This window comes from Knoellia pratensis, assembly GCF_042666395.1.
Lineage (GTDB): Bacteria > Actinomycetota > Actinomycetes > Actinomycetales > Dermatophilaceae > Knoellia > Knoellia pratensis.
This window is the reverse complement of sequence record NZ_JBHTDJ010000003.1, coordinates 891,733-916,899: the sequence shown is the minus strand read 5'-3', so window position 1 is coordinate 916,899 and position 25,167 is coordinate 891,733. Positions and strand designations below refer to the sequence as shown.

General features: G+C 67.4%; 27 protein-coding genes and 1 pseudogene. 11 read left to right on the top strand and 17 right to left on the bottom strand.

Going from position 1 to position 25,167, the window contains the following annotated elements; genetic code table 11:
* Nucleotides 1-401: 401 nt before the first annotated feature.
* A pseudogene (locus ACFQRE_RS19995) lies at nt 402-1,608 on the top strand (IS110 family transposase).
* Nucleotides 1,609-1,695: 87 nt separating this feature from the next.
* Here ACFQRE_RS19995 and ACFQRE_RS14250 read toward each other — a convergent pair.
* Nucleotides 1,696-2,367: a DUF4304 domain-containing protein gene (locus ACFQRE_RS14250; RefSeq protein ID WP_380123435.1), complete on the bottom strand. Its 672-nt coding sequence runs from the start codon at nt 2,365-2,367 to the stop codon at nt 1,696-1,698.
* 133 nt (nt 2,368-2,500) lie between these two features.
* Nucleotides 2,501-3,202: a suppressor of fused domain protein gene (locus ACFQRE_RS14245; protein ID WP_380123433.1), complete on the bottom strand. Its 702-nt coding sequence runs from the start codon at nt 3,200-3,202 to the stop codon at nt 2,501-2,503.
* A gap of 117 nt (nt 3,203-3,319) precedes the next feature.
* Between ACFQRE_RS14245 and nirB the strand changes: the two genes are divergently transcribed.
* Genes nirB through ACFQRE_RS14220 form a run of 5 tightly spaced genes read left to right on the top strand, consistent with a single transcriptional unit; the run spans nt 3,320 to nt 9,002 of the window.
* Nucleotides 3,320-5,896: a nitrite reductase large subunit NirB gene (gene nirB, locus ACFQRE_RS14240; protein ID WP_380123430.1), complete on the top strand. Its 2,577-nt coding sequence runs from the start codon at nt 3,320-3,322 to the stop codon at nt 5,894-5,896.
* The gene (gene nirD, locus ACFQRE_RS14235; RefSeq protein WP_380123428.1) at nt 5,893-6,288 is read left to right on the top strand and encodes a nitrite reductase small subunit NirD; all 396 of its coding nucleotides are present in this window, start codon (nt 5,893-5,895) and stop codon (nt 6,286-6,288) included. The genes nirB and nirD overlap by 4 nt, the downstream gene beginning before the upstream one ends.
* Nucleotides 6,285-7,508, top strand: coding sequence for a uroporphyrinogen-III C-methyltransferase (cobA, locus tag ACFQRE_RS14230; protein WP_380123426.1), 1,224 nt, complete (start codon nt 6,285-6,287; stop codon nt 7,506-7,508). The genes nirD and cobA overlap by 4 nt, the downstream gene beginning before the upstream one ends.
* A gap of 43 nt (nt 7,509-7,551) precedes the next feature.
* Nucleotides 7,552-8,649, top strand: coding sequence for a uroporphyrinogen-III synthase (locus ACFQRE_RS14225; protein WP_380124282.1), 1,098 nt, complete (start codon nt 7,552-7,554; stop codon nt 8,647-8,649).
* 2 nt (nt 8,650-8,651) lie between these two features.
* The gene (locus tag ACFQRE_RS14220) at nt 8,652-9,002 is read left to right on the top strand and encodes a precorrin-2 dehydrogenase/sirohydrochlorin ferrochelatase family protein (RefSeq protein ID WP_380123424.1); all 351 of its coding nucleotides are present in this window, start codon (nt 8,652-8,654) and stop codon (nt 9,000-9,002) included.
* Here the strand turns inward: ACFQRE_RS14220 and ACFQRE_RS14215 are convergent.
* Nucleotides 8,977-10,227: a homogentisate 1,2-dioxygenase gene (locus tag ACFQRE_RS14215; protein ID WP_380123422.1), complete on the bottom strand. Its 1,251-nt coding sequence runs from the start codon at nt 10,225-10,227 to the stop codon at nt 8,977-8,979. The two genes, ACFQRE_RS14220 and ACFQRE_RS14215, sit on opposite strands and share 26 nt — an antisense overlap.
* A 58-nt stretch (nt 10,228-10,285) precedes the next feature.
* Here ACFQRE_RS14215 and ACFQRE_RS14210 point away from each other — a divergent pair, with 58 nt between their 5' ends.
* Both ACFQRE_RS14210 and fahA read left to right on the top strand, forming a co-directional pair.
* Nucleotides 10,286-11,146 carry a hypothetical protein gene (locus tag ACFQRE_RS14210; protein ID WP_380123420.1) on the top strand — a complete coding sequence of 287 codons (861 nt, stop codon included), beginning with the start codon at nt 10,286-10,288 and terminating at the stop codon, nt 11,144-11,146.
* Nucleotides 11,143-12,387, top strand: a complete 1,245-nt coding sequence (fahA, locus tag ACFQRE_RS14205; RefSeq protein WP_380123417.1) for a fumarylacetoacetase — start codon at nt 11,143-11,145, stop codon at nt 12,385-12,387. The genes ACFQRE_RS14210 and fahA overlap by 4 nt, the downstream gene beginning before the upstream one ends.
* A gap of 66 nt (nt 12,388-12,453) precedes the next feature.
* On the opposite strand, the gene ACFQRE_RS14200 is transcribed toward fahA, so the two are convergent.
* From ACFQRE_RS14200 to ACFQRE_RS14170, 7 genes are all read right to left on the bottom strand, one after another.
* The gene (locus tag ACFQRE_RS14200; RefSeq protein ID WP_380123415.1) at nt 12,454-14,211 is read right to left on the bottom strand and encodes an HNH endonuclease signature motif containing protein; all 1,758 of its coding nucleotides are present in this window, start codon (nt 14,209-14,211) and stop codon (nt 12,454-12,456) included.
* 155 nt (nt 14,212-14,366) lie between these two features.
* Nucleotides 14,367-15,146: an RDD family protein gene (locus ACFQRE_RS14195; protein ID WP_380123413.1), complete on the bottom strand. Its 780-nt coding sequence runs from the start codon at nt 15,144-15,146 to the stop codon at nt 14,367-14,369.
* Between the two features lie 75 nt (nt 15,147-15,221).
* Entirely contained in the window at nt 15,222-15,425 is a 204-nt protein-coding gene (locus ACFQRE_RS14190) for a DUF4177 domain-containing protein (protein ID WP_380123411.1), read from the bottom strand.
* 63 nt (nt 15,426-15,488) lie between these two features.
* Entirely contained in the window at nt 15,489-16,310 is an 822-nt protein-coding gene (locus ACFQRE_RS14185) for an ABC transporter permease (RefSeq protein ID WP_380123409.1), read from the bottom strand.
* Nucleotides 16,311-16,320: 10 nt separating this feature from the next.
* Nucleotides 16,321-17,100 carry an ABC transporter ATP-binding protein gene (locus tag ACFQRE_RS14180; protein WP_380123407.1) on the bottom strand — a complete coding sequence of 260 codons (780 nt, stop codon included), beginning with the start codon at nt 17,098-17,100 and terminating at the stop codon, nt 16,321-16,323.
* Nucleotides 17,097-17,930 (bottom strand): DUF4097 family beta strand repeat-containing protein, encoded by an 834-nt coding sequence (locus ACFQRE_RS14175; protein ID WP_380123405.1) that lies wholly within the window; start codon nt 17,928-17,930, stop codon nt 17,097-17,099. The genes ACFQRE_RS14180 and ACFQRE_RS14175 overlap by 4 nt, the downstream gene beginning before the upstream one ends.
* Nucleotides 17,931-17,937: 7 nt before the next feature.
* On the bottom strand, nt 17,938-18,471 hold the full coding sequence (locus ACFQRE_RS14170; RefSeq protein ID WP_380123403.1) for a histidine kinase: 534 nt from the start codon (nt 18,469-18,471) through the stop codon (nt 17,938-17,940).
* A gap of 122 nt (nt 18,472-18,593) precedes the next feature.
* Between ACFQRE_RS14170 and ACFQRE_RS14165 the strand changes: the two genes are divergently transcribed.
* Nucleotides 18,594-18,986: a hypothetical protein gene (locus ACFQRE_RS14165; RefSeq protein ID WP_380123401.1), complete on the top strand. Its 393-nt coding sequence runs from the start codon at nt 18,594-18,596 to the stop codon at nt 18,984-18,986.
* Nucleotides 18,987-19,025: 39 nt separating this feature from the next.
* Here ACFQRE_RS14165 and ACFQRE_RS14160 read toward each other — a convergent pair whose 3' ends face one another.
* Complete coding sequence (locus tag ACFQRE_RS14160; RefSeq protein WP_380123399.1) at nt 19,026-19,907, bottom strand: arginase family protein; 882 nt, start codon at nt 19,905-19,907, stop codon at nt 19,026-19,028.
* A gap of 124 nt (nt 19,908-20,031) precedes the next feature.
* Between ACFQRE_RS14160 and ACFQRE_RS14155 the strand changes: the two genes are divergently transcribed.
* Nucleotides 20,032-20,463: an Lrp/AsnC family transcriptional regulator gene (locus ACFQRE_RS14155; RefSeq protein WP_380123397.1), complete on the top strand. Its 432-nt coding sequence runs from the start codon at nt 20,032-20,034 to the stop codon at nt 20,461-20,463.
* Nucleotides 20,464-20,555: 92 nt separating this feature from the next.
* Here the strand turns inward: ACFQRE_RS14155 and hppD are convergent, their stop codons facing one another.
* Nucleotides 20,556-21,818 carry a 4-hydroxyphenylpyruvate dioxygenase gene (hppD, locus tag ACFQRE_RS14150; RefSeq protein ID WP_380123395.1) on the bottom strand — a complete coding sequence of 421 codons (1,263 nt, stop codon included), beginning with the start codon at nt 21,816-21,818 and terminating at the stop codon, nt 20,556-20,558.
* Nucleotides 21,819-21,925: 107 nt separating this feature from the next.
* Here hppD and ACFQRE_RS14145 point away from each other — a divergent pair, with 107 nt between their 5' ends.
* Nucleotides 21,926-22,417 carry an Lrp/AsnC family transcriptional regulator gene (locus ACFQRE_RS14145; protein WP_380123392.1) on the top strand — a complete coding sequence of 164 codons (492 nt, stop codon included), beginning with the start codon at nt 21,926-21,928 and terminating at the stop codon, nt 22,415-22,417.
* A gap of 125 nt (nt 22,418-22,542) precedes the next feature.
* Here the strand turns inward: ACFQRE_RS14145 and ACFQRE_RS14140 are convergent, their stop codons facing one another.
* Genes ACFQRE_RS14140 through ACFQRE_RS14120 form a run of 5 tightly spaced genes read right to left on the bottom strand, consistent with a single transcriptional unit; the run spans nt 22,543 to nt 25,089 of the window.
* Entirely contained in the window at nt 22,543-22,860 is a 318-nt protein-coding gene (locus ACFQRE_RS14140; protein ID WP_380123390.1) for a hypothetical protein, read from the bottom strand.
* Between the two features lie 51 nt (nt 22,861-22,911).
* Nucleotides 22,912-23,196: a hypothetical protein gene (locus tag ACFQRE_RS14135; RefSeq protein WP_380123388.1), complete on the bottom strand. Its 285-nt coding sequence runs from the start codon at nt 23,194-23,196 to the stop codon at nt 22,912-22,914.
* Nucleotides 23,197-23,201: 5 nt separating this feature from the next.
* Nucleotides 23,202-23,747 carry a hypothetical protein gene (locus ACFQRE_RS14130; RefSeq protein ID WP_380123386.1) on the bottom strand — a complete coding sequence of 182 codons (546 nt, stop codon included), beginning with the start codon at nt 23,745-23,747 and terminating at the stop codon, nt 23,202-23,204.
* Nucleotides 23,744-24,472: a hypothetical protein gene (locus ACFQRE_RS14125; protein WP_380123384.1), complete on the bottom strand. Its 729-nt coding sequence runs from the start codon at nt 24,470-24,472 to the stop codon at nt 23,744-23,746. The genes ACFQRE_RS14130 and ACFQRE_RS14125 overlap by 4 nt, the downstream gene beginning before the upstream one ends.
* Nucleotides 24,469-25,089, bottom strand: coding sequence for a hypothetical protein (locus tag ACFQRE_RS14120; protein ID WP_380123382.1), 621 nt, complete (start codon nt 25,087-25,089; stop codon nt 24,469-24,471). The genes ACFQRE_RS14125 and ACFQRE_RS14120 overlap by 4 nt, the downstream gene beginning before the upstream one ends.
* Nucleotides 25,090-25,167 lie beyond the last annotated feature (78 nt).

Genomic DNA, 25,167 nt, shown 5'->3' with positions numbered 1-25,167 from the left:
CCCCAGCATCGGGTCCACCAACGCCATCCCATGGTTGGAGATCAGGTCCTCGTAGAAGGCCTCAATCTCCTTCCACGAAGTCACCCTGAAGCCCGCCACGCAGTCAGCAGGCCGCACCAAGACCTACCTCGGCGTAAAAGGCCGCTCACAGGTACCACGTTCCGGATCGCGGCTACTACGAGACTTCCCACAGGATCGGTGTCTGGCCAGACTCGGTCCAGGTGTTCGGCGGGACGCTCTCAATTGCGGCTGCCCACCCCGATGCGGGTGTGGCTCTCATCTGGACTGCGACCCGCCGGTCACCGTGACGAGGCGTGGCTCCAGAGGGGTCTGCCCAGCTCGTAGTAGCAATGCCCACCTCGTCGACCTATTGGTTCCCAGGCGAAGACGAGGTGAGCAAGATGAACAACACGAAGGGCGTGATCATCGGGGTCGATCCCCACAAGATGTCGGTCACGATCGAGGTCGTCGACACCCACGAGCGGTTGCTCGGCAGCGGACGGTTCGACACCAACAACGCCGGCTATGCCGCGATGCAGCGCTATGTGAGGCAGTGGCCCGATCGCACGTGGGCCGTTGAGGGAGCCAACGGCACCGGTCGCCCGCTGGCTCAGCGACTCGTCGCAGCAGGTGAGCAAGTTGTCGATGTGCCGGCCAAACTCGCGGCCCGAGTGCGTCTCTTCGACACGGGCCATAACCGTAAGACCGATGCCCTGGATGCTCACTCCATCGCCGCCGTTGCCGTCCGTACATCGGGGTTGCGGGTGGTCGCGCAGGACGCTGAACTCGAGGCGCTGCGGATGCTCACCGATCGCCGCGACGAGCTCGCGCACCAGCGGGTACAGACGGTCAATAGGTTGCAGCGACTGCTGAGCGAACTGCTGCCTGGCCAGCGCAAACGCGACCTGTCGGCCGCGCAGGCCAAGACGATGCTAGCGACCGTGCGCCCCCGCGACATCGCCGGCAAGACCCGCCGGCGGGATGGCGGCCCAGGAGATCGCTGACCTCGTCGCTGTCGACGCCAAGCTGAAGAAGATCAAGGCCGAGCTGAAGGCCGCGGTCCTCGAGCGCAGCTCGTCGCTGATGGACATTTTCGGCGTCGGACCAGCGGGTGCGGCCCGGACCCTGGCCGATGTCGGCGACGTGGCACGGTTCGCTGACCGCAACCGATTCGCGTCCTGGACCGGGACTGCGCCCCTCGACGCCTCATCGGGGGAGCAGAACCGCCACCGGCTGTCGCGGGCCTGCAACCGGCGGATGAACCACGTCCTGCACGTCGTCGCGATCGTGCAGATCCGTCACGACACCGAGGGCCGCGCCTACTACCGGCGCAAGCTCGCCGCAGGCAAGACTCCGATGGAGGCGCTGCGCTGTCTGAAGCGACGCCTGTCCGACGTCGTCTACCGTCAACTCGTCGCCGACGCCGCACGCACTCAGCAGCAGGGTGACGCGGGTCCGGGAGGGCACTGCGGGGCGACTCAAGAATCCAGCGCGGCCGACTCACACCCGCTTATCGACACTTCGGATCAGCCACTTCCCGGACCCGCACAGCCAACGCTACGCCCCAAGATGCCGGCTGCGAAGACCCTCGCGAAAAGCACTGCTTGACACAGAGGGGTGCCAGATGCGGACGTTCTCCAGCGCGGAAGTTGGCACCCTGACAGTCCTTGACAGGGCTGGGCCCCGATCAGGCATTCATGTCTTGATCGATGCGGCCCGACGGCGCGCCCAAGACGCCGTGGCCAAGGGCAGTTCTGAGTAGTCGCGACCGGCCCGTTGATCCAAGCGTTGGCAGACTTCGTCCAGTTCGGGGCCACCTACGTCCGTGAGCAGCACCGCCAGCACTATGTCCCTCATGCCGGGCCGGTCGAGGACCGGGCTCGTCGCATCAATCGCGCCGGACCGCAGCGCACTGAGCATCCGACCCGGGCCCATGAGCTCCAGCATCTCTGCCATGCCCACGTCATTCAGGGCGGCGGCCATCTCAGCCGAGGCGGCCCTCGCCTGCTCGGGTGAATTCACCGTCCATTCGGACGAATCGTCGTTGTGTTGACCCGGTCGCATCAACCGACCTCGGTACAGGCCGTCCCAATCGTGGGCCCGGCCGGGTTGGCTCGAACTTCCCCAAGGTGAGTCCGGTGCGCACTCGTGCGTCCACGCCCACCAAGAAGGTGGAACGACGGACAGGTTGACGTAGAAGGTCCCGTGCGTGCCCTCGTTGTATTGACCGGACTGGATGTTGACCACGGCAGTGTCGCCGTCACGCTCAAGCCGCCACGTGGGGTACGTCCCCTTGAAGCCGGCCGCCCGGAGCGTCGGCACGACGTTTCCCTTGACGGCTGACTTCAGTGCATCCTTGGCCAACACCAGAGGATTGTGACACTTCCTCGCCGACACATCGTGTGATCGATCGAGGTGAGGAGCAGCCTTCCCAGGTCAGCTGACATGCCGCTCCTCAGGCGATCGGATCGCGGCATGAGCGTGCTCTGTCAGGGACGAGTTAGACCGCTGGGGGACGAGCAACGTCGTAGGGGTCCCAGTCGAGATTCCAGAAGGCTCCCAGACCGTTCTCCGAGATGAACTCCCGCTCGATCGCGTAGGTCGGGTACATGCCCACGATCACGATCGGGAGGTCGTCGCCCACGTCCACTGTTGCGTCGTTGGTGTCAAATGCAAGAGGACCAAACACGACGAAGCCGTCAAGTGACGAGCCTGAAGCCACGGGCTCCCCAAAGTTGATCGTGTCGCCGTGGTTGAACGGACAGTTGTGCCGCAGTTGCTCGGCGAGGTAGGCGATTGCGAGCACCCAGGCTGGATCGTCCGACCTCACGCTGATTGACAGCTCCGGACGGCCCAAACGCCACGACTCCTGACGGGTCAGAGACAGCCCGTAAGTGACCCCGATGAGCAGCCCATCCTCGACCATGTCCCGGTAGCCGATTGCCGTCAGGCCCTCGTGCCCGGGTGCCGTCGACTCGATCGGCCAGAACTGCGGCTCAACACCCCCGCTCAGTCCGTCAAGGTGTGCGAGGAACCTCTCTACCCGCGTACTCACCCCTTCATCCTGCCGTCCCAAAAGGGGCATCACGCTCAAAGGGTGAAAAGCACTCACATCGGCAGATCCGGTAAAGCCCGAAAAAGCCCAGCCGCAAATCGCCATGAGACTCGTTTTCGGCGCGGTGTTGCTGCCGGCCCCAGTCACGGACCCTGCTCGGTTCGGCCACCTCACCGCAGCGATGTCCTACGTGTGAGGACCGTTTTACGCAGGGGAAACAGTTGAACCACCGTCCCGAAACGGCGAGTCCCTAGCGTCAGCGGCATGCTTGAGGAACCGGACATCAAACAGCTCGTCATCGTCGGCGGCGGCATGGTCGCGCGTCGACTCATCGACGCCCTTCGCTCCCGTGACGAGACCGGGCAGTGGGCGGTGACCCTGCTCTGTGAGGAGCCGCGTGCCCCTTACGACCGCGTCGCCCTGACGTCGTACTTCACCGGACGCCACCCTGAGGAGCTCGCCCTCGGCGGGCAGGAGATCTGGGACGACCCGCTCGTCACGCTCAAGCGGGGCGTCAAGGCCGACAGCATCGACCGCGAGTCCCGGACAGTCACCACCAACGGTGGTGCGGTCCTCCCCTACGACGCGCTCGTCCTGGCCACGGGTTCGTATGCCGCGGTGCCGCCCGTGCCGGGCAAGGACCTTCGCGGTGCGTTCGTCTACCGCACCATCGACGACGTCGCCGACCTGCGTGCCTATGTCGAGAAGCGCCGCGAGGAGCTCGACCGACCAGTACGTGGCGCTGTCGTCGGTGGCGGCCTCCTCGGACTCGAGGCGGCTGGCGCGCTCCAGGCACTCCAAGTCGAGTCAACGGTCGTCGAGTTCGCGCCGCGCCTCATGCCGTTGCAGGTGGACGAGGGTGGCGGCGAAGGCCTCAAGCGACTCATCCAGGGTCTCGGCGTCAGCGTGCGCACCTCGACCGCAACCTCCAAGATCGTCGGCGACCGCGGGACGGTCTCGCGGATGGAGTTCGCCGAGGGTCCTGCACTCGACGTCGACGTCGTCATCTTTGCAGTGGGTGTCCGTCCCCGTGACGAGCTCGCCCGCGAGTCCGGTCTCGAGGTCGGTGAGCGCGGCGGTGTCATCGTCGACGACGCCTGTGCCACAGCCGATCCCGCGATCTGGGCGATCGGCGAGGTCGCCAACATCGGCGGTCGTTGCCTTGGGCTCGTCGCCCCCGGCTACACGATGGCCGAGATCGTCGCCGACCGCCTTCTCGGTGGCGAGGGCACCTTCCCGGGCGCCGACCTCTCGACCAAGCTCAAGCTGCTCGGCGTCGACGTGGCGAGCTTCGGTGATGCCTTCGCGCAGGAGCCGGGCAGCCTCGAGGTCGTCATCTCCGACCCTGTCGGCGGTGTCTACAAGAAGCTCGTCATGTCCGACGACGCCCGCACCCTGCGCGGCGGCATCCTCGTCGGCGACGCCAGTGCGTATGCCGCTCTGCGCCCGATGGTGGGCCGTGAGCTGGGAGGGGACCCCGCGGCATACCTGCTCCCCGAGGGCAGCTCAGCGGCGCCAATGGGAGAACTGCCCGAGGACGCGACCGTCTGTTCGTGCAACAACGTCACCGCGGGCGCGATCCGGTGCTCGGTGACCGAGGGCGGCTACACCGACCTCGCCGGCGTCAAGGCCTGCACCCTCGCGGGAACGAGCTGCGGTTCCTGTCTCCCCCTCGTCAAGAAGATCGTCACCACCGAGCTCGAGAAGTCCGGCGTCGAGGTGAGCAAGGCACTGTGTGAGCACTTCGACCTCTCCCGCGCCCAGCTCTTCGACGTCGTGCGGGTCCAGGAGCTCAGGACCTTCAGCGACATCATCGCCACTCACGGACGCGGCCGTGGCTGTGACATCTGCAAGCCCGTCGTCGGTTCGATCCTTGCCTCGCTCGGCACCGGCCACATCCTCGAGGGCGAGCGAGCAACGTTGCAGGACACCAACGATCACGTCATGGCCAACCTCCAGAAGGACGGCTCATACTCGGTCGTGCCGCGCATCCCCGGTGGCGAGATCACTCCCGAGGGACTCATCGTCATCGGTGAGGTGGCCAAGGATTTCGGGCTCTACACCAAGATCACCGGCGGACAGCGCATCGACCTCTTCGGTGCGCGGATCGACCAGCTCCCCAAGATCTGGACTCGTCTCGTCGACGCCGGGTTCGAGTCGGGCCACGCCTACGGCAAGTCCCTGCGCACCGTGAAGTCCTGCGTCGGCTCGACGTGGTGCCGCTACGGCGTGCAGGACTCCGTCGGCCTCGCGATCGCTCTGGAACTGCGCTACCGCGGGCTCCGTTCGCCGCACAAGATCAAGCTTGGCGTCTCGGGGTGCGCGCGGGAGTGCGCCGAGGCCCGGGGCAAGGACGTGGGGATCATCGCGACCGACAACGGCTGGAACCTCTACGTCGGCGGCAACGGCGGCTTCACGCCCAAGCACGCTCAGCTCCTGGCCGAGGACCTGGACACCGAAACCCTCGTCCAGGCGATCGACCGCTTCCTCATGTTTTATGTCCGCACCGCGGATCGACTCCAGCGCACGGCTGCCTGGGTCGACGACTACGAGGGTGGCCTCGAGGCCATCCGGGCCGTCGTCCTCGACGACTCCTTGGGCATCGCCGCTGACCTCGACGCGGCGATGGTGACCCACGTCGACGGCTACGAGGACGAGTGGGCCGCCGCGCTCGCCGACCCAGAGAAGCTGCGCCGCTTCGGATCCTTCGTCAACGCCCCCGACCACGCCGACGACTCGCTCGCCTATGTCGCCGAGCGTGGCCAGGCCCGACCCGCCACCCCGGATGAGCGCACCAGCGGCGTACTCATCGCCGGGACGACCCTGGAGGTCCGACGATGACCGACGTCGCAACGCAGGAGCTCACTCTCGCGATCCCTGAGTGGATTGCCGTGTGCCACCTCGACGACCTGGCGCCGGAGCGTGGCTCCGCCGCCCTCGTCGGCGGCGAGCAGGTTGCGCTCTTCCGCACCCATTCGGACGACGTGTATGCCGTGCAGCAGCTCGATCCGTTCTCCGGCGCCTTCGTGATGTCTCGCGGGATCGTGGGGACGCGAGGTGACGCGCCGACGGTCGCGTCACCGATGTACAAGCAGGTCTTCGACTTGCGTACCGGGGAGTGCCTCGATGCCGTGGGCAAGGAGCCGCAATCGCTGCAGTCCTGGCCGGTGGAGGTGCGCGACGGTGTGGTCCACGTCGCCCGGCCCGAGCCTCACGGCGAGATGGCGACATGACCACCTTGTTGGGCGTCGACCTCGTGGGGCGCCTCGTCCTCGTGGCTGGCGGAGGGCCGGTGGCGGCCACGAAGGCTGCCGCCCTCGTGGCTGACGGAGCCATCGTGCACGTCGTCACACCGATCATCTGTGAGGCCATGCTCGACGTCGTCGAGGAGAGCTCAGTGACGTGGAGCCAGCGCGAGGTCGCCCTCGACGACGTGGACGACACGTGGTTCGTCGTCGCGGCCACTGGTGACACCTCCACGGACCGCGGGCTGTGCGAGCGAGCCACGGCTGCACGGGTCTTCAGCGTCTGCGCGGGCGCGTCCGAGCACGGCACGGCCCGCAATCCCGCGGTCACCGACCATGCAGGAGTGCGCGTGGGTGTCGTCTCGATCGGCCGCCCGGACCCGGCTCGGGTCGTCTCCGTCCGCAACGCCCTTGCCGTGCACCTCGAGACCGCCTCCCTCGACCTGCGCCCCCGTCGTCGGCAGTCCGCGACGAAGGGGCGGGTCGTCCTCGTCGGTGGCGGTCCCGGCGCCATGGATCTCATCACCATCCGTGGGCGGCGAGCTCTCGCCGAGGCGGACGTCGTCATCACCGACCGGCTGGGCCCGGTCGAGCTGTTGCGGAACCTGCCAGTCAGTGTGGAGATCATCGACGTCGGCAAGACCGCAGGACACCACCCCGTCACCCAGTCCGAGATCAACCGCCTCCTCGTGGAGAAGGCCCAGCTCGGACGTACCGTCGTGCGGCTCAAGGGAGGGGACCCGTTCCTCTATGGCCGCGGCGGAGAGGAAGTCCTGGCCTGTCGCGAGGCCGGGGTGGCCGTCGAAGTCGTCCCCGGCGTGAGTTCAGCGTTGAGCGCTCCGGGTGCGGCCGGCATACCCCTCACGCACCGTGGAACGGTCGGCGCCGTGCACATCGTGCACGGCCACGAACGGATCGACACCCATGCGCTGTCGTCGTCAGCCATGGAAGCCGCAACCCTCGTCGTTCTCATGGGAGTCCGGCGGCTCGCCGACCACGTGCGTGACCTCGTCGCCCACGGCGCACCTGGCGACCTCCCCGTCGCGATCATCGAGGACGCCACCAGCGACCGCCAGCGCGTGACGACGGCTGGCCTGAGCCAGATCGTCAGGGTCGCCGCCGACGCCGAGGTTCGGGCCCCTGCCGTCATCGTCGTCGGGCGGGTCGCGGACCCGACGCTGCTGACGCCCGAACGTCAGGCAGGCTGACCGCGTGACCGCTGCCCGCACTCCCCCGACCCTGAGCCAGGTCATGACCGGTTGCGTCGTCCTCGTGACGGCGGATCGGCGCTCCGGCGAGCTCGCCTCGGCGCTGGTCCGTCGAGGTGCCACTGTCCGCCATGCACCGGCCATCACGATCGTCCCGCACGAGCACGACGAGGAGCTGCTCGTCGCCACCAAGGAACTCATCGCGACACCACCGGACGTCGTCGTCGTCACCACCGGCATCGGTCTGCGCGGCTGGATCGAGGCGGCCGACGCAGCAGGGCATGCCGATGACTTGCTCGCGATCCTCTCGGGCGCGCGGATCATCGCCCGCGGACCCAAGGCGCGCGGCGCCATCCAAGCCGCCGGACTCACCGCCGACTGGGTCGCCGAGTCCGAGACATCTGCCGAGATCCTCGAGCTGCTGCTCGACGAGGGCGTCACCGACCTGCGGATCGCGGTCCAGCACCACGGGGCCGGCGCGGATGGTCTCGACACAGAGCTCGCCGCGGCTGGTGCCGACGTCGCGAGCCTCGTCGTCTATCGGTGGGGTCCCACGCCAGACCATGCGGCCCTGGCGCAGTCAGTGCGAGACGCCGCTGCGGGCGAGATCGACGCGGTCGTGTTCACGTCCGCGCCAGGGGCGCACGCCTGGCTCGCGGCAGCCGACGCCGAAGGTGTCACGGACGGCATCGTCGCGCGGTGCACCTCCGGGTGCCTCGTCGCTGCGGCCGTTGGCCCGATCACGGCGCTCCCGTTGCAGGACAGAGGAATTGAGCCGATCGTTCCCGACCGCGGACGCCTGGGCGCGTTGGTGCGTCGACTCGTCCACCACTACGAGGTGGCCCAGTCCTCGGCCGTCCTCACGACGGCCGGCCACCTGCAGGTGCGACGCACCGTGGCTCTGCTCGACGGGCATGTCCTGCCGTTGTCGCCGAGTGGCTTGGAGGTTCTGCGACTTCTCGTCGACGCCAAGGGTGATGTCGTCTCGCGCTCGGATGTGCTGGGCGTCCTCCCGGGAGACTCGACCGATCCGCACGCCGCCGAGGTCGCCATCGGCCGACTGCGCGACGCCGGTGGCCGCACCCTCGTCCAGACCGTCGTCAAGCGCGGCTACCGCCTCGGCCTGAGGGACACGAGGTGACCATGGCCGCAGACAGGCACCGCGACACCGTGAGGGTTCTCGACTTCCCCACGCCCGATCGACATGTCCTCGTGGTGGGCGGTGGACGCGTGGCGGCGGCCAGGGTCGACGCCCTCGCCCAGAGCGCGCACGCCGTCACGGTCATCGCGGCAACCCTGTGCGACGACATGTTCGACCTGCTGGCCGAGCGGCGGATCACGTGGGAGAACCGGTCACCACGGGCCAGCGACCTCGACCGGGTCTGGCTGGTGCACGCCGCAACCGGCGACGCCGCGCTCGACGCCCAGGTGTGCGGTTGGGTCGAGGCGCGGCGTCAGTGGCGGTTGCTCAGCGGCGGGCGCCGCTCCAGCTGAGGTGGTACTTGCCGTCATCGCAGGCCAGGCCACCTTCGCCGAGGTCGAGCGGACGGAAGGTGTCGACCATGACGGCGAGCTCGTCGAAGTACTCCGCACCGATCGACGCCTCCGCCGCACCCGGCTGGGGGCCGTGGGCGTGACCACCCGGGTGCAGCGAGATCGATCCCTGGCCGATGCCCGAGCCCTTGCGCGCCTCGTAGTCGCCCTCGACGTAGAACATGACCTCGTCCGAGTCCACGTTGGAGTGGTAGTACGGCACCGGGATCGACAACGGGTGGTAGTCGACCTTGCGCGGCACGAAGTTGCAGACGACGAAGTTCCAGCCCTCGAAGACCTGGTGCACCGGCGGCGGCTGGTGCACGCGCCCGGTGATGGGCTCGTAGTCGCTCACGTTGAAGACGTAGGGGTAGAGGCAGCCGTCCCAGCCGACGACGTCGAGCGGGTGGAACGGGAGCGTGTGGATCGTCCCGACGATGCCGCCGCTGCTGGCCGGTCCCGAGCCGCGGTGCTTGATGTAGACCTCGGTCTCGGCACCTTCCTTCTCGCCGATGTCCTCGGCGAGCAGCGGGCCGTCGGGCGTCCTCAGGTCGCGCTCGCAGTACGGGCTGTGCTCGAGGAGCTGGCCGTACTTGCTGAGGTAGCGCTTCGGCGGCGCGATGTGGCTGTTGCCCTCGATCGCGTAGGCGCGCAGCGGCTCCTTGCGCGATCCCTTGGGGATCCAGCGGTGGGTCGTCGCCCTCGGGATGATGATGTAGTCGCCCTGCGTGAGCTCAAAGGCCCCGAAGACGGTCTCGACCCGGGCCGCGCCGCGCTCGATGTAGACGCACTCGTCGCCGATGCCGTTGCGGTACCACGGGCTGGTCGCGCCAGCCACGGCATACGAGATGCGCACGTCGCCATTGCCGAGCAGAAGACGGCGTCCCGTCACGACGTCCGTCTTGTTGATCGTCTTGGTATCGGGAAAGAGCGCGTGCGGCTGCAGGTGCAGCGGCTTGAGCGGGTGGTTCGGGGTCGTGGACAGGTCACCCATCTCCCACACCCGTGCATCGACGATCGTCGACGGGATGCCCCGGTGATAGAGCAGGGACGAGTCGGACGAGAAGCCCTCCTCGCCCATGAGCTCCTCGTAGTAGAGCTCGCCGGTCCTGCCACGCCCCGCTGGTCGCCGGTGCTGCGTGTGCCGCTTGGGCGGGATGTTGCCCATCGACTGGTAGTGCGCCACTGCTCTCCACCTCACTGTGTAGAAACTTCGGTGACACCAGCCTAGTAGCGTGTCCGGCATGTCAACGGCGCCCACCGCCCTGCTCGCAGGGCTCATCGACGATGCCGCCGTCTTCCCTCCCGGAAACGCACCGCTCGACATCGCTGTCGCCCGCCATCGTGGTCACCGAACTTCGGCGTATGCCGCCCTCATCGGTCCGCTTCTCGTCCCGGCTTCCGACGTGGAGCTTCTTGTGGAAGAGGCCCGTTCGCGTGACTCTGGGGCACTCGAGGTGTCGCTGATCGCGCGGCCCGGCGTGGACCCTTCGGTGGTCGTGAGTGCGATCGAGCGGCTGTCCTCCGAGAGCTCCCTGACGGCAGCAGGCGCAGAACTGGCGTGGTTTCCCGGGTGGCGCAACCTCCCCGTGGACCGCCTGCCACTCACCCTCGAGGTGCCACGTGGCGCACACCGGGACCGCGCGCTGGAGGACATTCGGGCGGGTGTCGACGAGGGCGGGCACGTGGTTCAGGCGAAGTTCCGCACGGGCGCGACCCCGACGTGGGCGTGGCCGGACGAGGCCGAGCTCGCCGCCTTCATCCACGACTGCGCACGGCTCGGCGTCCCGTTCAAGCTCACCGGCGGCCTGCACCATGCCGTCCGCGCAGAGCACGATGGCGAACCCCAACACGGCCTGCTCAACGTCCTGCTCGCCGTGCACTCGGCGGCCCATGACGGAGCTCTGGTGGCAGTCGAAGCCCTTCTGGCACAGCGCGATCCACACCTGCTCGCCGACGCCGTTGAATCCCTAGACGACGCGGACGTCACCCGTCTGCGCAGTCTCTTCACGGCATACGGATGCTGTGAAGTCACCGACCCGATCGGTGAGCTCGAGACTTTCGGCCTTCTTGATCTGGACCCCAATGAGGAGAACCCTTCATGACCTGGCTCGACGTTCCTGCCGACCACCCCTTCGGCATCACGAACCTCCCCTACGGTGTCTTCTCGACGGCGGACTCGGCACCGCGTGTCGGCGTGCGTATTGGAGACTTCGTCCTCGACGCCTCCGCAGTCGCCGCCTTGGGCGGAGATCCTGGCGACGGCCCCGCCCTCGCGCCGGCCTGGGCCGAACCCACCCTCAACGCCTTCCTCGCCATGGGTCATGAGGTCTGGACGGTGGCCCGCACGTGGCTCACCGATGTCGTGACCAACGAGGTCCACGCCGAGGCCGTGCGTCCGCATCTCATCCCCATCGAGCACGTGACGATGCACCTGCCCATCGCCGTGGCCGACTACGTCGACTTCTATGCCAGTGAGCACCACGCCACGAACGTCGGGCGACTGTTTCGGCCGGACTCGGAGCCACTGACACCAAACTGGAAGCACCTGCCGATCGGCTATCACGGGCGCTCCGGAACCGTCGTGGTTTCCGGCGCCGACGTGATTCGACCCAGCGGTCAGCGCAAGCCTCCTACCGAGCCCGCGCCGGTGTTCGGACCGAGCGTCCGGCTCGACATCGAGGCCGAGCTCGGCTTCATCGTCGGTGGCGCCACCGAACTGGGTTCGCCTGTCTCCGTTGCTGATGCGGACGAACACCTCTTCGGCGTCGTCCTGCTCAACGACTGGAGCGCCCGCGACCTGCAGGCGTGGGAGTACGTCCCCCTCGGCCCGTTCCTTGGCAAGTCCTTTGCCACGACCATCGCACCGTGGGTCATCACGACCGAGGCCCTACGTGCCGCGCGGGTTCCGCTGCCGGGCCAGACCGACCCCACTCCCCTGCCCTATTTGCAGGGTGAGTCGACCGACGATGGCGCGGGCACGGCCTACGGGCTCGACATCACCTATGAGGTCGAGTGGAACGGCACGGTCGTCACGCGCCCGCCGTACCGCTCCATGTACTGGTCACCCGCGCAGATGGTCGCCCACATGACCGTCAACGGCGCGACCCTGCGCGACGGCGACCTCTTCGGTTCCGGGACGATCTCGGGGCCGAACGAGGACGAGCGCGGTTCGTTCCTCGAGCTCTCTTGGGGTGGGCAGAATCCCGTGACTCTGGATGACGGGTCGACGCGCACGTTCCTCGAAGACGGCGACACGGTCGTCCTGCGGGCGACCGCACCCGGCCCGGACGGTACGACGATCTCGCTGGGCGAGTGCGTCGGGACGATTCGCCCCGCCCGCTGACGAACTCCAGCCGCTGCCAGGTCAGAACAGGGCGGCCCTGACCACACCGGCTCAGAACATGCCGGCTCAGAACGGAATGGGTTGCGGCGGCCTCGGTGGCCGCGGTGGGAAGTCGATCCGGTAGCGGTTCCAGCTGGGGTTGAAGTCGAGGTCGATGCGTGGTGGTGGGCCGCCGAAGGTGTTGCCGTTGAGGTCGAACGCGAACGGGTACGCGCGGGGTTGGGCGTTGTCGGGTCCGCCGAGGAGTTCGATGAGCTCCTCCTCGAAGGTGGTCGGGATCTCGCCGCCGTCGGCTCGCGCCGAGGACGTGGTGGACGCGGACGGGTCGCGGTGGGTGTGTCCGGCGGTGACGAGGTGGAGGTGGTCCACGGGCCACGTGGTGCGTTGCAGCCTGGTGGGGTCGGTCCAGGTGACTGTGCCGTCGGGGTGGAGTGTCACGGTCCAGCCGTCGCGTTGCTTGATGCGGTGGTGGCGCCGGCACAGGCACATGAGGTCGATCGGGCTTGTGGGTCCGGTCGGCCAGGGGCGGACGTGGTCCAGGTCGCACTGGTGCGCGGGCACAGTGCACCCGGCGAAGCGGCAGGATCCGTCGCGCAACCGGATGAGGCGCGCCATGGGGTCGGGCACCCGGTAGGACTCGCTGAAGTCGACGGCCTCGTCAACGATCTCGTGGACAGGTTGTGAAGCTGCGGTCGGCGAAGCTGCGGTCGGCGAATCCGGGCTGCGGGACCCGCTTCGTCGCCTGGTGTCCTTCGCGGCGTGCTCTTTGGCGCGTTCCCGTGCGCGGTGAGCACGTCGGGCCTGTGCTTGGCCGCGTGCCAATGCTGCGGGTACGTCACCGTGCACGAGCGCACCGGTGGTGGTGTCGCAGGTCAGTTCACGGTCGGGGTCGGAGACGCCAGCATTGTCGAGCCATTCACGGCGCACGAACGTCGTGCCACCTTGCCCGAGGCCACCCACCTCAACCAGATCCTCCGCTGCACCGCTCGCCGCGGCGGTGTTGGTGTCGGCGGTGGTGGCGGTGGTGTCGCTGTCGTGGGCGGCGCGGGTGGTGTGGACGATGACTTTGACATCACTGTGTTCGAGGATGAGTTCCATCATCGCGTCAGCCCGGGCGAGTTCGAGGCTGTCGGCCTTGTTCTCCCGCACCAGCTGGCGGGCGCGTTCGGTGACAGCAGCCCACGCCCCACGCGCGTCCTCGACACGGAAGTCACCGCGCCAGTGATCAGTACCGTTCGTCCCCGTCCGGCGCGTCAACCCGCGCCGGGCGCGCTCGTCCTCCACATGCGCGGTCACCGCATCCGGGTCCACCAGCGCCGCGGTCCGGGCCAGGAGTTGACGCAACGGGCCCACGGTCAGCTGCCCCCACACGTCCTTGACCCGGTCCACCACCTCCGCCGCGGACTGCGCCGACAAGAACTCCGTCTCCTCCGTCACAACCCGGGCACGGTACTCATCCAGGTCACCACTGGCCATGGCATCGACCACGGCCGGGGTGCGGGTCATCTGCCGGATCGCGTCCAGGATCCGGTTCGTCGCCACGAACACCGAACACCCCAACCTGGGTGCCGCCAACTCCGGACCGTCCAGACGTTGGTAGCCCAACCCGTGGTGCACCTCCGCAGGCATGCCGTCCTCCTGCCGGTGCGCATCGCGCGCGGACAGGTGCGCCAACGCGACCGCCTGACGGGCCGACGCCGCGTCCTTCTCGCGCTCCGCAAGCTCGATGACGTCCAGGAGTTCCTCGGAACTCAACTGGTCAGCGCAAGCACGCAACGCGGCATACCGGCCCTCAAGGGCGGCGGTCGCGGCGGTGCTTTCCATGACCCCAGAATACTCGAACGTGAGTTCTAGAGTCAAGCATTTCGGGCTACGCTCTGGGCTGAATTGCGAACTGGCACAACCCAATTCACCAAACAGGCACGACGAGTCACGTCCCTCAAGACCACGCTAGCAAGCCGCACCGACAGCCAGCAGATTCAGCGCTGGACCTTGCCCTTGATCACGATCGTCTTGGCAACCTTGTCGTGCAACGCCTGTCGTTGGCTGTCGGCGATCGGCCAGACGAGGTCCATCACGACAAGGACCGTGCCGAGCAGTGACGCGTAGGGCAGGTTGCCCAGCGCCTGCACCACGGCCTGGAAGCCGGCGCGCCTGATCGCCGTGTCGGTGTCGAGCGGACCGGGTCGATCGAGGCGGCGCACACTGATGCCGACGGCGAGCTTTCCCGGCGTCGCGCTCCAGCGTTTGAGGAAGAACACCTGGTAGGCGAGCAGCACGACGAGCTGCAACCCGAGGAACGCCGCGAGATAGCCCAGCCGCGCCTCCGAGATCGCGGCGCTCATGGCCTCGATGTCTCCAGCGGCCAAGGCCGTGTCGAAGCGGTCATAGACCGGTTCGATGGACTTCCACAGGAACCATCCGCCGAGGAGCAGGGACACGGCACCGACGATGAGGGTGTCGATGAGGTAGGCCACGACGCGCAGCCCGTAGGGGGCGAGCACCGGCTGCCCGGACAGCCCCGTCTGGACCGCCGACGAGGACCTCGGCTCGGGGCGGCTGGTCTGTTGGTGCGGCTGCGGTCCCCAACCCGCGGGGCGCTGCTGAGGGCCAGAGGACGGCGGCACGACGGGCGGGCCCTGGTGCGGCCGCTTGCGCAGCGGCGTCGTGTTCTTGGTCCAGAGGATGCCGTCGAAATAGCGCAGCTCTTCGGGGTTGTCAGGGTTCTCGTACCACCCGGCACTGCTCGGCGTGCTCATGCTTCGCAGGATGTCACACGGACCTGCCCGTCCCGTCATCGCCGGCGCGGGAGCGACCGGCGTTCTGGGCCGGGCTCAGCCGAGGGCGCGTTCGAAGGTGACGAGGACACCCTCGGTGCCACCGGGGCCAATGCGCCCCTTGACCTCGACTGCGGTGATGGCCTTGCACTGCCAACCTTTGGAGGCCCATTCATTGAGGGTCGACTCGAGTTTGCCGGCCGACATCTTGCCGCCGATGAGTCCTTCGCGGACCTGGACGACCTTGTACTCATATCCCATGAAGACGAGCGTATGCCGCACAGCTCGGCTGTGCGGCATACGTTGCGTTGATCCGTGGTCGGATCAGGCGGCGACGCTCACGCGGTAGGTGCGGACCGCGAAGGTGTAGGCGACGACGAGGATGCCGACGCACCAGGCGATGGCGACCCAGATGTCGTTCCCGACGGGCTGCTCGGCGAACAGGCGGCGGAGGACATCGACGATCGTCGTGATCGGCTGGTTCTCTGCAAAGGCGCGCACCGGCCCGGGCATGGAGGCGGTGGGCACGAAGGCCGAGCTGATGAACGGCAGGAAGAGCAACGGGTAGGCGAACGCGCTCGCCCCATCGATCGTCTTCGCCTTGAGTCCCGGAATGACCGCCACCCACGTGAGGGCCAGGGTCAGCAGGGTGAGGATGCCCAGGACGGCCAGCCACGCGAGCGGGCCTGCGCCAGAGCGGAATCCCATCGCCAGTCCGACGAGCAGGACGACGACCAACGAGATGAGGTTGGCGACGAGCGAGGTCAGGACGTGGGCCCACAGGACCGAAGATCGGGCGATGGGCATCGAGCGGAACCGCTCGACGATGCCGCCCTGCATGTCGGTGAAGAGACGGAAGGCCGTGTAGGAGATCCCCGAGGCGATGGTGATGACGAGGATGCCCGGCAGGAGGTAGCTGACGTAGGACTTCGTCCCTGTGTCGATCGCTCCGCCGAGGACGTAGACGAAGAGCAGCATCATCATGATCGGCATGATCAGCGTCGTGATGATCGTGTCGGGGCTACGGGCGATGTGCCGAAGGGACCGGCGCAGCAGGACGGTGGTGTCACCGAAGAAGTGACTCGCGGCTGACGATGTGGCGACCGGAACGGGGGCGGGCGTGGCGGTGGCGGTTGAAGTGGTCATCGGTGGCTCCTCAGTTCTTCTTCGCGCCGACGACCGCGAGGAAGACTTCCTCGAGGCTCGGCTGCTTCTCGACGTACTCGACCTCTGCTGGTGGCAGCAGGGCCTTGAGCTCGGCCAACGTCCCGTCGACGATGATCCGACCCTCGTGAAGGATGGCGATGCGGTCGGCGAGGTGTTCGGCCTCATCGAGGTACTGCGTCGTGAGCAGCACGGTCGCGCCTTGGGACGCCACCTGCTTGATGGTCTCCCACACCTCGAGGCGGCCCTCGGGGTCGAGGCCCGTGGTGGGCTCGTCGAGGAAGATCACGCTCGGGTTGCCGATGAGACTCATGGCGATGTCCAGTCGACGCCGCATCCCGCCGGAGTAGGTCCCCACTCGTCGCCCACCGGCGTCGGTGAGCGAGAAGCGCGCGAGGACGTCGTCGGCGATCTGGGCGGGGCCGTCCAGGTGGCGCAACTGGGCGATCATGATGAGGTTCTCGCGACCGGTGAGCACTTCATCGACAGCGGCGAACTGCCCGGTGAGGCTGATCGCCGCCCGCACTGCCGCGCCATCGGTAACGACGTCGAGGCCCTGGACCCTCGCGTCGCCCGTGTCGGCGGTCAGCAGCGTGGACAGGATCCGCACGAGAGTGGTCTTCCCCGCGCCGTTGCTGCCGAGCAGGGCGACGATGCTGCCCTGCGCGATGTCGAGGTCGACCCCCTTGAGCACGTCGACGTCACCGTAGGACTTGCGCAGCCCGGCGACAGAGATGGCCGGAGTGACTGGCCTGGCAGTGGCGGTGGTCATGAGAGTGCCTTCCTGATCGTGATGTTGCCGTACTTGGTGACGGCCGCGATGGTGGCCGTGCGTGCCGCGTCCTGCGGCGGACCGGTGGTCGGAGAGAGCTCGCTCCGCACGTGCCCGTGGTCGGAGGCGACCTCGAGTCGAGCAGCAGTGCCGTCGAGGACACCGACGTCGATGGAGCCGTAGCCGGTGGCGAGGGTGAGCTCGCCCTCGGTGATCGAGTCGACCCGCATCTGCCCGTAGGACGTGCGCGCGTCGAGGCGACCCGCACTGCGACCCACGGAGATGTCGCCGGTGCTCGCTCGAAGGGTGGCGCGACCGCCGCTGTCCCCCAGGGTGACGTTGCCGGCACTGGTGCTGAGGTCGGCTTCGACGGTGGCCCGGCGGACGTCGACGTTGCCCGCCGACGTGCGCAGCCGGGCCCGGGTGGTCTCGTCGGCGCGCACGTTGCCGGCCGAGGTCTTGAGGGCGCACTCGCCGAGTCGGCCGGTGGTCTCGATGTCCCCAGCAGCGGTCTCGGCGTCGACGTGGGAGTCGCTCGGCAGCTCGACGAGCACCTCGACGGAGGCCGGTCGCCAGACGAGGCTGATGCCCCGGTCGCGCGGAGCGGTGACGTCGAGGACTCCGTCAACGAGAGTGACGCTCGTGCGCTCGGCGGCATCGATGTCGCCGGCCCGATCGGGGCGCGAGGGCAGCACGGTGACGACGGTGTGGTCGGTGTCGGACGCGATGACGCGCAGTCCGCCGGCGTGCAGGCGGACCCGGGCGCGGATGGGTGCGGGCGTGTCGAAGGTGGTCACGAGGGTCTCCTGAAGGTGGTCGAGGAAGGTCATGGGGAGGTCACTGGGCCCACCCGGACAGCCGCTGGCCGCCCTTGGGGGTGGTGACCGTGCCGCCGGTACCGCCCATGGCGGCTGACGGGGGCGGGGTCGCACTGCCCTGGCGGACGGCGAGGGTGAGGGTGCGGACGAGGAAGGCGTTGACCGAGAGGCCCTGGGCCTCGGCAGCGGATTCGATGTCGCCCTTGAGTCGGTCGGAGGGCCGGAAGGTGATGCGCGACGTCCCGCCCTCGTCGCCCTCCTCGGACGCGGGGCTTGACGCCACTGGTGACGTCACCTCAGGCGTGGGCTCGGACGCCGCCGGCGTGACGACGAATGCCAGCCCTCGCCCGGCGAGGCGGACGTCCACCGAGCCTGGAGCGAGGGCCAGCGTGATCTCGGCTGCGGCATCAACAACCGCTTCCTGCAACGTCAGTCGCACGGCGGAGTCGAGAGCAGCGAGTCGCTCGGCGACCGCCTCAGCCTCAGGACCGCCGGCGGCGGCTGCAACGGCCAGCTGCTGCTGCAGCGAGTCGACATATCGGGTGAGTTCCATGACGTCATGATGACACCACTATGACGTCACTGTCAACATCCGTGACACCATCCATCCCCGTGCGGGCGGTGCCAGGCCAGTGTCATCGCGCCCTGAGCCCCCCGGACACGAGGTTGACGACCATGGCAACCACGCTGGACCACGCTTGGGCTGAGTCCGTGTGTGCGGTCTGCGATCCCCTTTGCGAGGCGGCGAACGTGGGGTTTGTTCGTCAGGTGATGACGAATCCAAGCGGGGGCATCGCGGCCCTTCTTTGGGAGGCAGAGCCGCTGCTCTTTGCCGATCGCTATCCCGATAGCGGCATCGTCGACTCATACGGGCAGGATCAATGGCCGCCGTCTTGTGTCGACTACTGGATCTACCTCGACGCCGAGAATCGTGAGGCGCGTTTCAGTGTGGAAGGTCTGGAGCCTGACAACGTCCTTGTACACCTCACCGGCGACGACCTTGAGGATGGGCAGGCTCTGCGTCGAGTGCTCGCGGGGATCCTGAGGGTTGCGGCTCCAGACGCGTGAGCCCCGGCCGCGTCAAGTCACATGAGCCCCCCGGCTTCGTCAGTGCCCTTCGACTGCCCGCAGAAGGGGCTCGAGAGCGTCGAGCAGGCGGGTGACATAGCCGGGTGGTGTGGAGGGGTCGGCAGCGCTCTCGAGTTCACCAATCTCGATGCCGACGATCTCGGACTCAGCGAGGACGCTCGAAGTGGCCCACAGGTCCGCGAGGGTCATGCCGTTGGGGACGAGGTAGTCCGTGGGGACCGTGCCCGCATCGAGGACATCACAGTCAATGTGCACGTACACCGGGCGCCCGGCGACCGCGCGGCGCAGCTCGTCGGCCATGGCCCTCCCCATCGGCACAAGCGTGACGGCTCCGTCGTCGATGACCAGCTGCTCGGCCGGGTCGATGTCGCGCGTCCCCACGAGCAACGCATTGTGGTGCGCGAGGCCGCTACCCAAGCCGGAATCCCACAGGCCGAGTGGCCCGCTGAAGGCGAGTCCGCCGAGGTATCCCGTGGTGCTGTTCTCGGGGGTGTTGAGGTCGGCATGCGCGTCGAACCACACCACGACAGCGTCCGGCCGGTGAGTGGCGACGACCGGCAGAGTCGCCAGCGCCACAGCGCACCGACCGGAGGCAGTCACTGGCGTGAGGCCAGCGCACAACACCTGGTCAAGGCGCTCTGCCATCCCCCGCAGGGTCGGCATGGCGGCGGCCAATTCTTCCTCCCAGCCCGCCGAGAGTGACTTCTCCGGGGTACCAACAACCGTTGCCCCTCCCCCGAATCGGGTGGCAAGAGCCCCGGCCAGCTCGCGCGACCCGATCATGGCCAGGTCGTTGTGGTCACCAGCGCGGCCGGCGAAGTGACTCAGCCCGACGCAGCCGCCGCCGGGTGCGTTGACGGTCGAGGGTTCGGTGGATGACATGGCGGGTGGTGTGGGCATGGGTGGCTCCTTCGTCGGCGACGATGGAGACGCTACGACCGGGCAAAGTGGTGCCGCAATCGCCTGACTGTGGCCGAAGTGCCCGGTCGGAGGTCACTTTGCCGGGCACGCATAGGCTGATTGCGTGACTGACGAACTCGACCATCGACTCATCGGCATCCTTCGCAGCAACAGCCGCACTCCGGTCGCCGTTCTCGCCCGGGAGCTCGGCATCAACCGGTCGACGGTCACAGCGCGCATCGATCGGCTCGTGGACTCCGGCGTCATCGACGGCTTCACGATCCGACTCAGCAACGACGTCGACCGCGACGCGATTCGCGGCGTCACCACAGTGGCGAGTGAGCCCCATCGCGGCCAGGACGTCATCCGTGAAATCCGCGGCTATCCCGAGGTCGAACTGCTTCACTCCACCACCGGCGCCTGGGACCTCGTCGTGCAGCTGCGCTGCAGCAACCTGTCCGAGTTCGACCTCGCCCTCGAACGCATTCGAGCAATCCCTGGGGTCCGCGACACCCAGACCAGCCTGCTCTTCAACTCCCTGACGACCGGGACATAGGCGGAGCCACTGCGGACAACGCAAACGGCGAGGGTATGCGCAGGTGGCGAGCACCCGGCATACCCTCGCCGTTTGTTTGTGGAGCGGTTGCCTCAGAGGTTGCCGCGGGCGTCCTGCTCGCGCTCGATGGACTCGAAGAGCGCCTTGAAGTTGCCCTTGCCGAAGCCGAGCGAGCCGTGGCGCTCGATGATCTCGAAGAAGACGGTCGGTCGGTCACCGAGCGGCTTGGTGAAGATCTGCAGGAGGTAGCCGTCCTCGTCACGGTCGACGAGGATCTTGCGCGACTTGAGCTCCTCGATCGGCACGCGGACCACACCGATGCGGGCGCGCATCTCGGGGTCGTCGTAGTAGGCGTCGGGGGTGTCGAGGAACTCCACGCCCTCCTGACGGAGCCAGTCGACGGTGCCCAAGATGTCGTTGGTCGCAACGGCGAGGTGCTGCGCGCCAGGGCCCTGGTAGAAGTCGAGGTACTCGTCGATCTGGCTGCGCTTCTTGGCGATGGCCGGCTCGTTGAGCGGGAACTTCACGCGGTGGTTGCCGTTGGCGACGACCTTGGACATCAGCGCGGAGTAGTCGGTGGCGATGTCGTCGCCGACGAACTCGGCCATGTTCACGAAGCCCATGACGCGGTTGTAGAACGTCACCCACTCGTCCATCTTGCCGAGCTCGACGTTGCCGACGATGTGGTCGAGCGCCTGGAAGAGACGCTTCGGCGCACCCTCACGCTTGGTGAAGCCGGACGTGCGAGCGACATAGCCGGGGAGGTAGGGGCCGGAGTAGGTCTGACCGTCGACGGTCCGCTGCACCAGCGTGTGGCGCGTCTCGCCGTAGGTCGCGATCGCGGCGATGCGCACGGAGCCGAACTCGTCGGACACCGTCTCGGGCTCCTGCACGACGCGGGCACCGGCGGCCTTGGCCTGCGCGATGCACTTGTCGACGTCGGGCACCTCGAGCGAGATGTCGACGACGCCGTCACCGTGCTTGGTGTGGTGCGCGATGAGCGGGCTGTCGGGGCTGACCGCACCCTTGAGGACGAAGCGGATCGAGCCGGACTTGAGGACGAAGGCCTTGTGGTCGCGGTTGCCGTGCTCCGGACCGGAGTAGCCGACGAGCTCCATGCCCCACGTGGACTGGTAGTACTGCGCAGCCTGCGTGGCGTTGCCGACGACGAACACGATCGCATCCCAACCGGTGACGGGGAACGGGTCCTTGCTCTCGTCGTACTCGACGAGGCCGACGAGCTGCTTGAGCTGGTCGAGATCGAGGTTGGCCTCGCGCTCCTGCGGGGTGAGGTCGAGCGGGGTGGGCTGCGACGCTGCGTCCGGGGTCGGGTTCGTGATCGTGGTGTCGGTCATGGTTGCAGGGTGTCGGACCCGCGCAGGATGTGCAACGGTATGCCGCCGCGCTGCACAGTCTGCGCATGATGTTGCCTTGGCATGGGCATGGGGTTGACACTGTGTCCATGATCCGACCCGACGGCATCGACGCCTTGGACGCGCGTCTCATCGCGCTCTTCACCGACAACCCGACGGTGGGGGTGCTCGGCGCCTCCCGTCAGCTGGGCGTCGCGCGAGGCACGGTCCAGGCTCGCCTCGACCGCCTCCAGGGGAACGGCATCATCTCGGCCATGGGTCCGCAGGTCGACCCCAAGGCCCTCGGCTATCCGGTGACGGCGTTCTGCACGCTCGAGATCCGCCAGCGCCAGGGCCATGCGCCCGTCGTCGCCCACCTGGCGGCCATCCCCGAGGTGCTCGAGATCCACTCGACGACGGGAGTGGGCGACCTCATCGTGCGGGTCGTCGCGCGCGACAACGCGGACCTCGGTCGGGTCATCGACGAGATCATCGACGACGTCCACGTGCTGCGGGCCAACACGTCCATGTGCCTCGTGACCCACCTCGACCATCGCACCGGTCCCCTCGTCGAGGCATCGGCCCAGCGCAGCTCCGACTGACCAACCGACTCACTCGCTGCCGCCACGGCCGACTGATCTCTCGGGAGCGTGTCTTGCCACACCAGACCCACCCCGATGAGAACGACAGGGACCGCGACATCCGGGGCTTCTGGGCTGGAGTTCTGTCAGAAGGACAGGAGGCAGCCGACGACCCCGCCGACCATCAATGCGGCCGGAAGGAGCATCCCCTTCCTTGGGGTGAGATCGGCAATCTTCCCCGGCTCGGAGCGGAAGTGTCGGGTCAGCATGACGAACCAGGCGCCTACCCAGCCCAATCCCGCAACAGCGGCCCACAGGATCATTGACCAACTCCTGGGCCGCACCATGAGGCCCATGGCTGCGAACATCAGAGGGCCGAACCAGAACACGCACATGCCGAAGACGAAGCGGAAGCCGAAGATGTTGTCGGCCAAGGCGCTGCGCCAGAAATCGCGAACTCTCATCCAGATTCCCTGTCGTACACGGTGGCCGGCAACGAGGGACACGGCCTCGACTCAAGACTGGAGGGCATTGCCCAACATGAATGCCGCCCAGATCGAGCCAACAATGAAGAGGCCCCCGAGCACTGAGATCGCCATGCCGCGCGAGCCTCCGGTCGCCCTGCGTCGAAGTCCACCGACGACCACCAAGAGTGCCCCAATGACGTTCAGAGGGATGGCGACGAGCCATACCCACGTGCCCGTCTTGAATGCACCCACGGTGAAGGCTGCGGCGATGATGGCGGCGATGACCACCAGGGCAACCTGGTTGACAGCGATCTTTGCTTCGAGAATGTTCACAGGGTTCACCACGTTCCGAAGGAGTTGGGCGGCTGGGGCGGGTCATGGCGTGGCGGCTCCGGCTCCGGAAGACGCCGGCCATCACCCGACGTCTCGGTTGTGGGCCAGTCAGGAACCTTCACCTCTGGGTCTCCCGGCTGGGAGTGCTGCGCCATGCGTTCCAAGCCGTCGCGCAGCTCCGGGTCCTTGGCGCTCTCTTCTACGACGACCTTTTGCAGACCGTCACCGATCTGACCGCGGTACGCCACGGCACTCGGGTGGTCGTCCCTGCCGGTCATCACGTCTGCCCACGTGGTCTCGTCTCGATCCAACCGACGCTGAAGTTCGCGGCGTTCGGAGCCGAACTCGCCCGCACGCGCCTCCTTCTCCTCCTGCTCTCGATCAGCACGGGAGTCGTCTGCTTCGGCATCGAGTTCGGCCCGCGCACGGGCCATGAGGTCGTTCGCCTCTCCGACCTTGGCCAGGATCTCGTCGATGTCGGCCTCCTGCCGACGCAGGGCCGCCTCTGCCTCAAAGACTGCGCCCTCCTCGTCCCACCGCGCGTCCGTCACTTGAAGCCTGCGTCCGAGGTCTCGTCGATGTGGTTGCCTGCTGACGAGCTGTCGACAGCGGCCGCGAAGCTGAGGATGCTGTTCAGCGCGGTCAGGGCCGTTGCCACGGCGGCAGCAGCCGCGGACAGAGCGGGAAGCAACTTCGCCAGTTCCTTGATGAGGTCAATGGCCTGGTTGATGAGCCGAATGGCGCGGCGGACCCCTGCGCCCCCCGTGAAGATCTCTTTGGCGAGCTTGGCCATGCTCATCGTGACCACCCATTCCTCGACGAGGCCCAGAAGTCCGCACGCCGCGTTGACCACCTGTTCCGTGGCCTTGAGCATGTTGCCCAGCTGTCGACTCATGAGCCCACAGGCGGTGCCCTGTCGACGGTGTGCGGCGGCATGCTTGCGCATCCTCGACTCGGCGGACTCCGCTGCGGGCGCCACCCAGGCATCGTTGGTCGCGCCAGCGATGGTGTCGTAGTTGTTCCCAGCAGCTGTCAGGGCCAACCCGGCGTTGTGCCAGTTCGTCTTGAGCCTGTCGACGCCGTTGAAGTCCCCCGCGATCGGCGACATGATCGCTTCGATGGGAGAGAAGTGCAGGAGCTTCTCCGCGGCCCAGTCAATGGCCTGAAGGATGACGCCGCAGTTTCCCTTGGCCGTGTCGATCATGTCCCCGTAGGCGTCGCCTCCCGTCGTGGCCACGAGTAGGTCCTTGGGGTCCTCCAGGGTGATGGCGGTCATCGCTGCCCCTCGTTCTCGAAGTTCTCGTAGTCGCCCTCGTCCTTCACAGTGCCCTGGCCGTCCTTGAGCGTCCCAACCAGCGACTCGCCCTCACCGATGACCGAGACGATGGGGAGCGGGTTGCCGGGGCCCGGGCCTCGGTGACGGGGCCCGATGCCGTTCTCCTTCTCGAGTTCACTCACGCCCTCATCGAGGTCTTCGACGAGGCCGGACCCGCTGGAGACGTTCTTGTCGGTCTTGGAGACGAGAGGATCGGAGTCGGGGGTCATCCCCGGGACCTTCGGGAACTTCACGTCGACGGAGACGCCCTTGAGACGGGTGGATGCCTCGATGTCGCGCTTGCGGTAACGCTTGCGGTTGTTGTCGATGTTGGTCGCGATCGCCGTGGCACTCGACACACCTTTCGACAAGCTCGACTCCGCCGTGGTGTACGCCTCTTTGTACTGGCCCTTGAACAGCCCGAGGAACCCCGTGAACGCCTCAGCGTTGTCGCAGTTGCTCGTCACGAACGTATGGACTGCTTCGAGGTACCCCGCGTTGAGATCCGCGGCAGATTTCAGTCCCCGCATGCCTGCATAGTTGACCTCGATGGCCACGTCATCCCCTCCGTCATCCACGTGTCATGGTCGCCCAACACGCTACGAGAAAAGGTCAGACTCCGCGATGGGGAGGACTCCCCGTCACCGTGATGAGAC

Bases quoted from the DNA above. Each gene is read 5' to 3' on its own strand.
- nirB (WP_380123430.1), top strand. From the start codon at position 3,320: ATGCTTGAGGAACCGGACATCAAACAGCTCGTCATCGTCGGCGGCGGC.
- nirD (WP_380123428.1), top strand. From the start codon at position 5,893: ATGACCGACGTCGCAACGCAGGAGCTCACTCTCGCGATCCCTGAGTGG.
- cobA (WP_380123426.1), top strand. From the start codon at position 6,285: ATGACCACCTTGTTGGGCGTCGACCTCGTGGGGCGCCTCGTCCTCGTG.
- ACFQRE_RS14225 (WP_380124282.1), top strand. From the start codon at position 7,552: ATGACCGGTTGCGTCGTCCTCGTGACGGCGGATCGGCGCTCCGGCGAG.
- ACFQRE_RS14220 (WP_380123424.1), top strand. From the start codon at position 8,652: ATGGCCGCAGACAGGCACCGCGACACCGTGAGGGTTCTCGACTTCCCC.
- ACFQRE_RS14210 (WP_380123420.1), top strand. From the start codon at position 10,286: ATGTCAACGGCGCCCACCGCCCTGCTCGCAGGGCTCATCGACGATGCC.
- fahA (WP_380123417.1), top strand. From the start codon at position 11,143: ATGACCTGGCTCGACGTTCCTGCCGACCACCCCTTCGGCATCACGAAC.
- ACFQRE_RS14200 (WP_380123415.1), bottom strand. From the start codon at position 14,211: ATGGAAAGCACCGCCGCGACCGCCGCCCTTGAGGGCCGGTATGCCGCG.
- ACFQRE_RS14195 (WP_380123413.1), bottom strand. From the start codon at position 15,146: ATGAGCACGCCGAGCAGTGCCGGGTGGTACGAGAACCCTGACAACCCC.
- ACFQRE_RS14190 (WP_380123411.1), bottom strand. From the start codon at position 15,425: ATGGGATATGAGTACAAGGTCGTCCAGGTCCGCGAAGGACTCATCGGC.
- ACFQRE_RS14185 (WP_380123409.1), bottom strand. From the start codon at position 16,310: ATGACCACTTCAACCGCCACCGCCACGCCCGCCCCCGTTCCGGTCGCC.
- ACFQRE_RS14180 (WP_380123407.1), bottom strand. From the start codon at position 17,100: ATGACCACCGCCACTGCCAGGCCAGTCACTCCGGCCATCTCTGTCGCC.
- ACFQRE_RS14175 (WP_380123405.1), bottom strand. From the start codon at position 17,930: ATGACCTTCCTCGACCACCTTCAGGAGACCCTCGTGACCACCTTCGAC.
- ACFQRE_RS14170 (WP_380123403.1), bottom strand. From the start codon at position 18,471: ATGGAACTCACCCGATATGTCGACTCGCTGCAGCAGCAGCTGGCCGTT.
- ACFQRE_RS14165 (WP_380123401.1), top strand. From the start codon at position 18,594: ATGGCAACCACGCTGGACCACGCTTGGGCTGAGTCCGTGTGTGCGGTC.
- ACFQRE_RS14160 (WP_380123399.1), bottom strand. From the start codon at position 19,907: ATGCCCACACCACCCGCCATGTCATCCACCGAACCCTCGACCGTCAAC.
- hppD (WP_380123395.1), bottom strand. From the start codon at position 21,818: ATGACCGACACCACGATCACGAACCCGACCCCGGACGCAGCGTCGCAG.
- ACFQRE_RS14145 (WP_380123392.1), top strand. From the start codon at position 21,926: ATGATCCGACCCGACGGCATCGACGCCTTGGACGCGCGTCTCATCGCG.
- ACFQRE_RS14140 (WP_380123390.1), bottom strand. From the start codon at position 22,860: ATGAGAGTTCGCGATTTCTGGCGCAGCGCCTTGGCCGACAACATCTTC.
- ACFQRE_RS14125 (WP_380123384.1), bottom strand. From the start codon at position 24,472: ATGACCGCCATCACCCTGGAGGACCCCAAGGACCTACTCGTGGCCACG.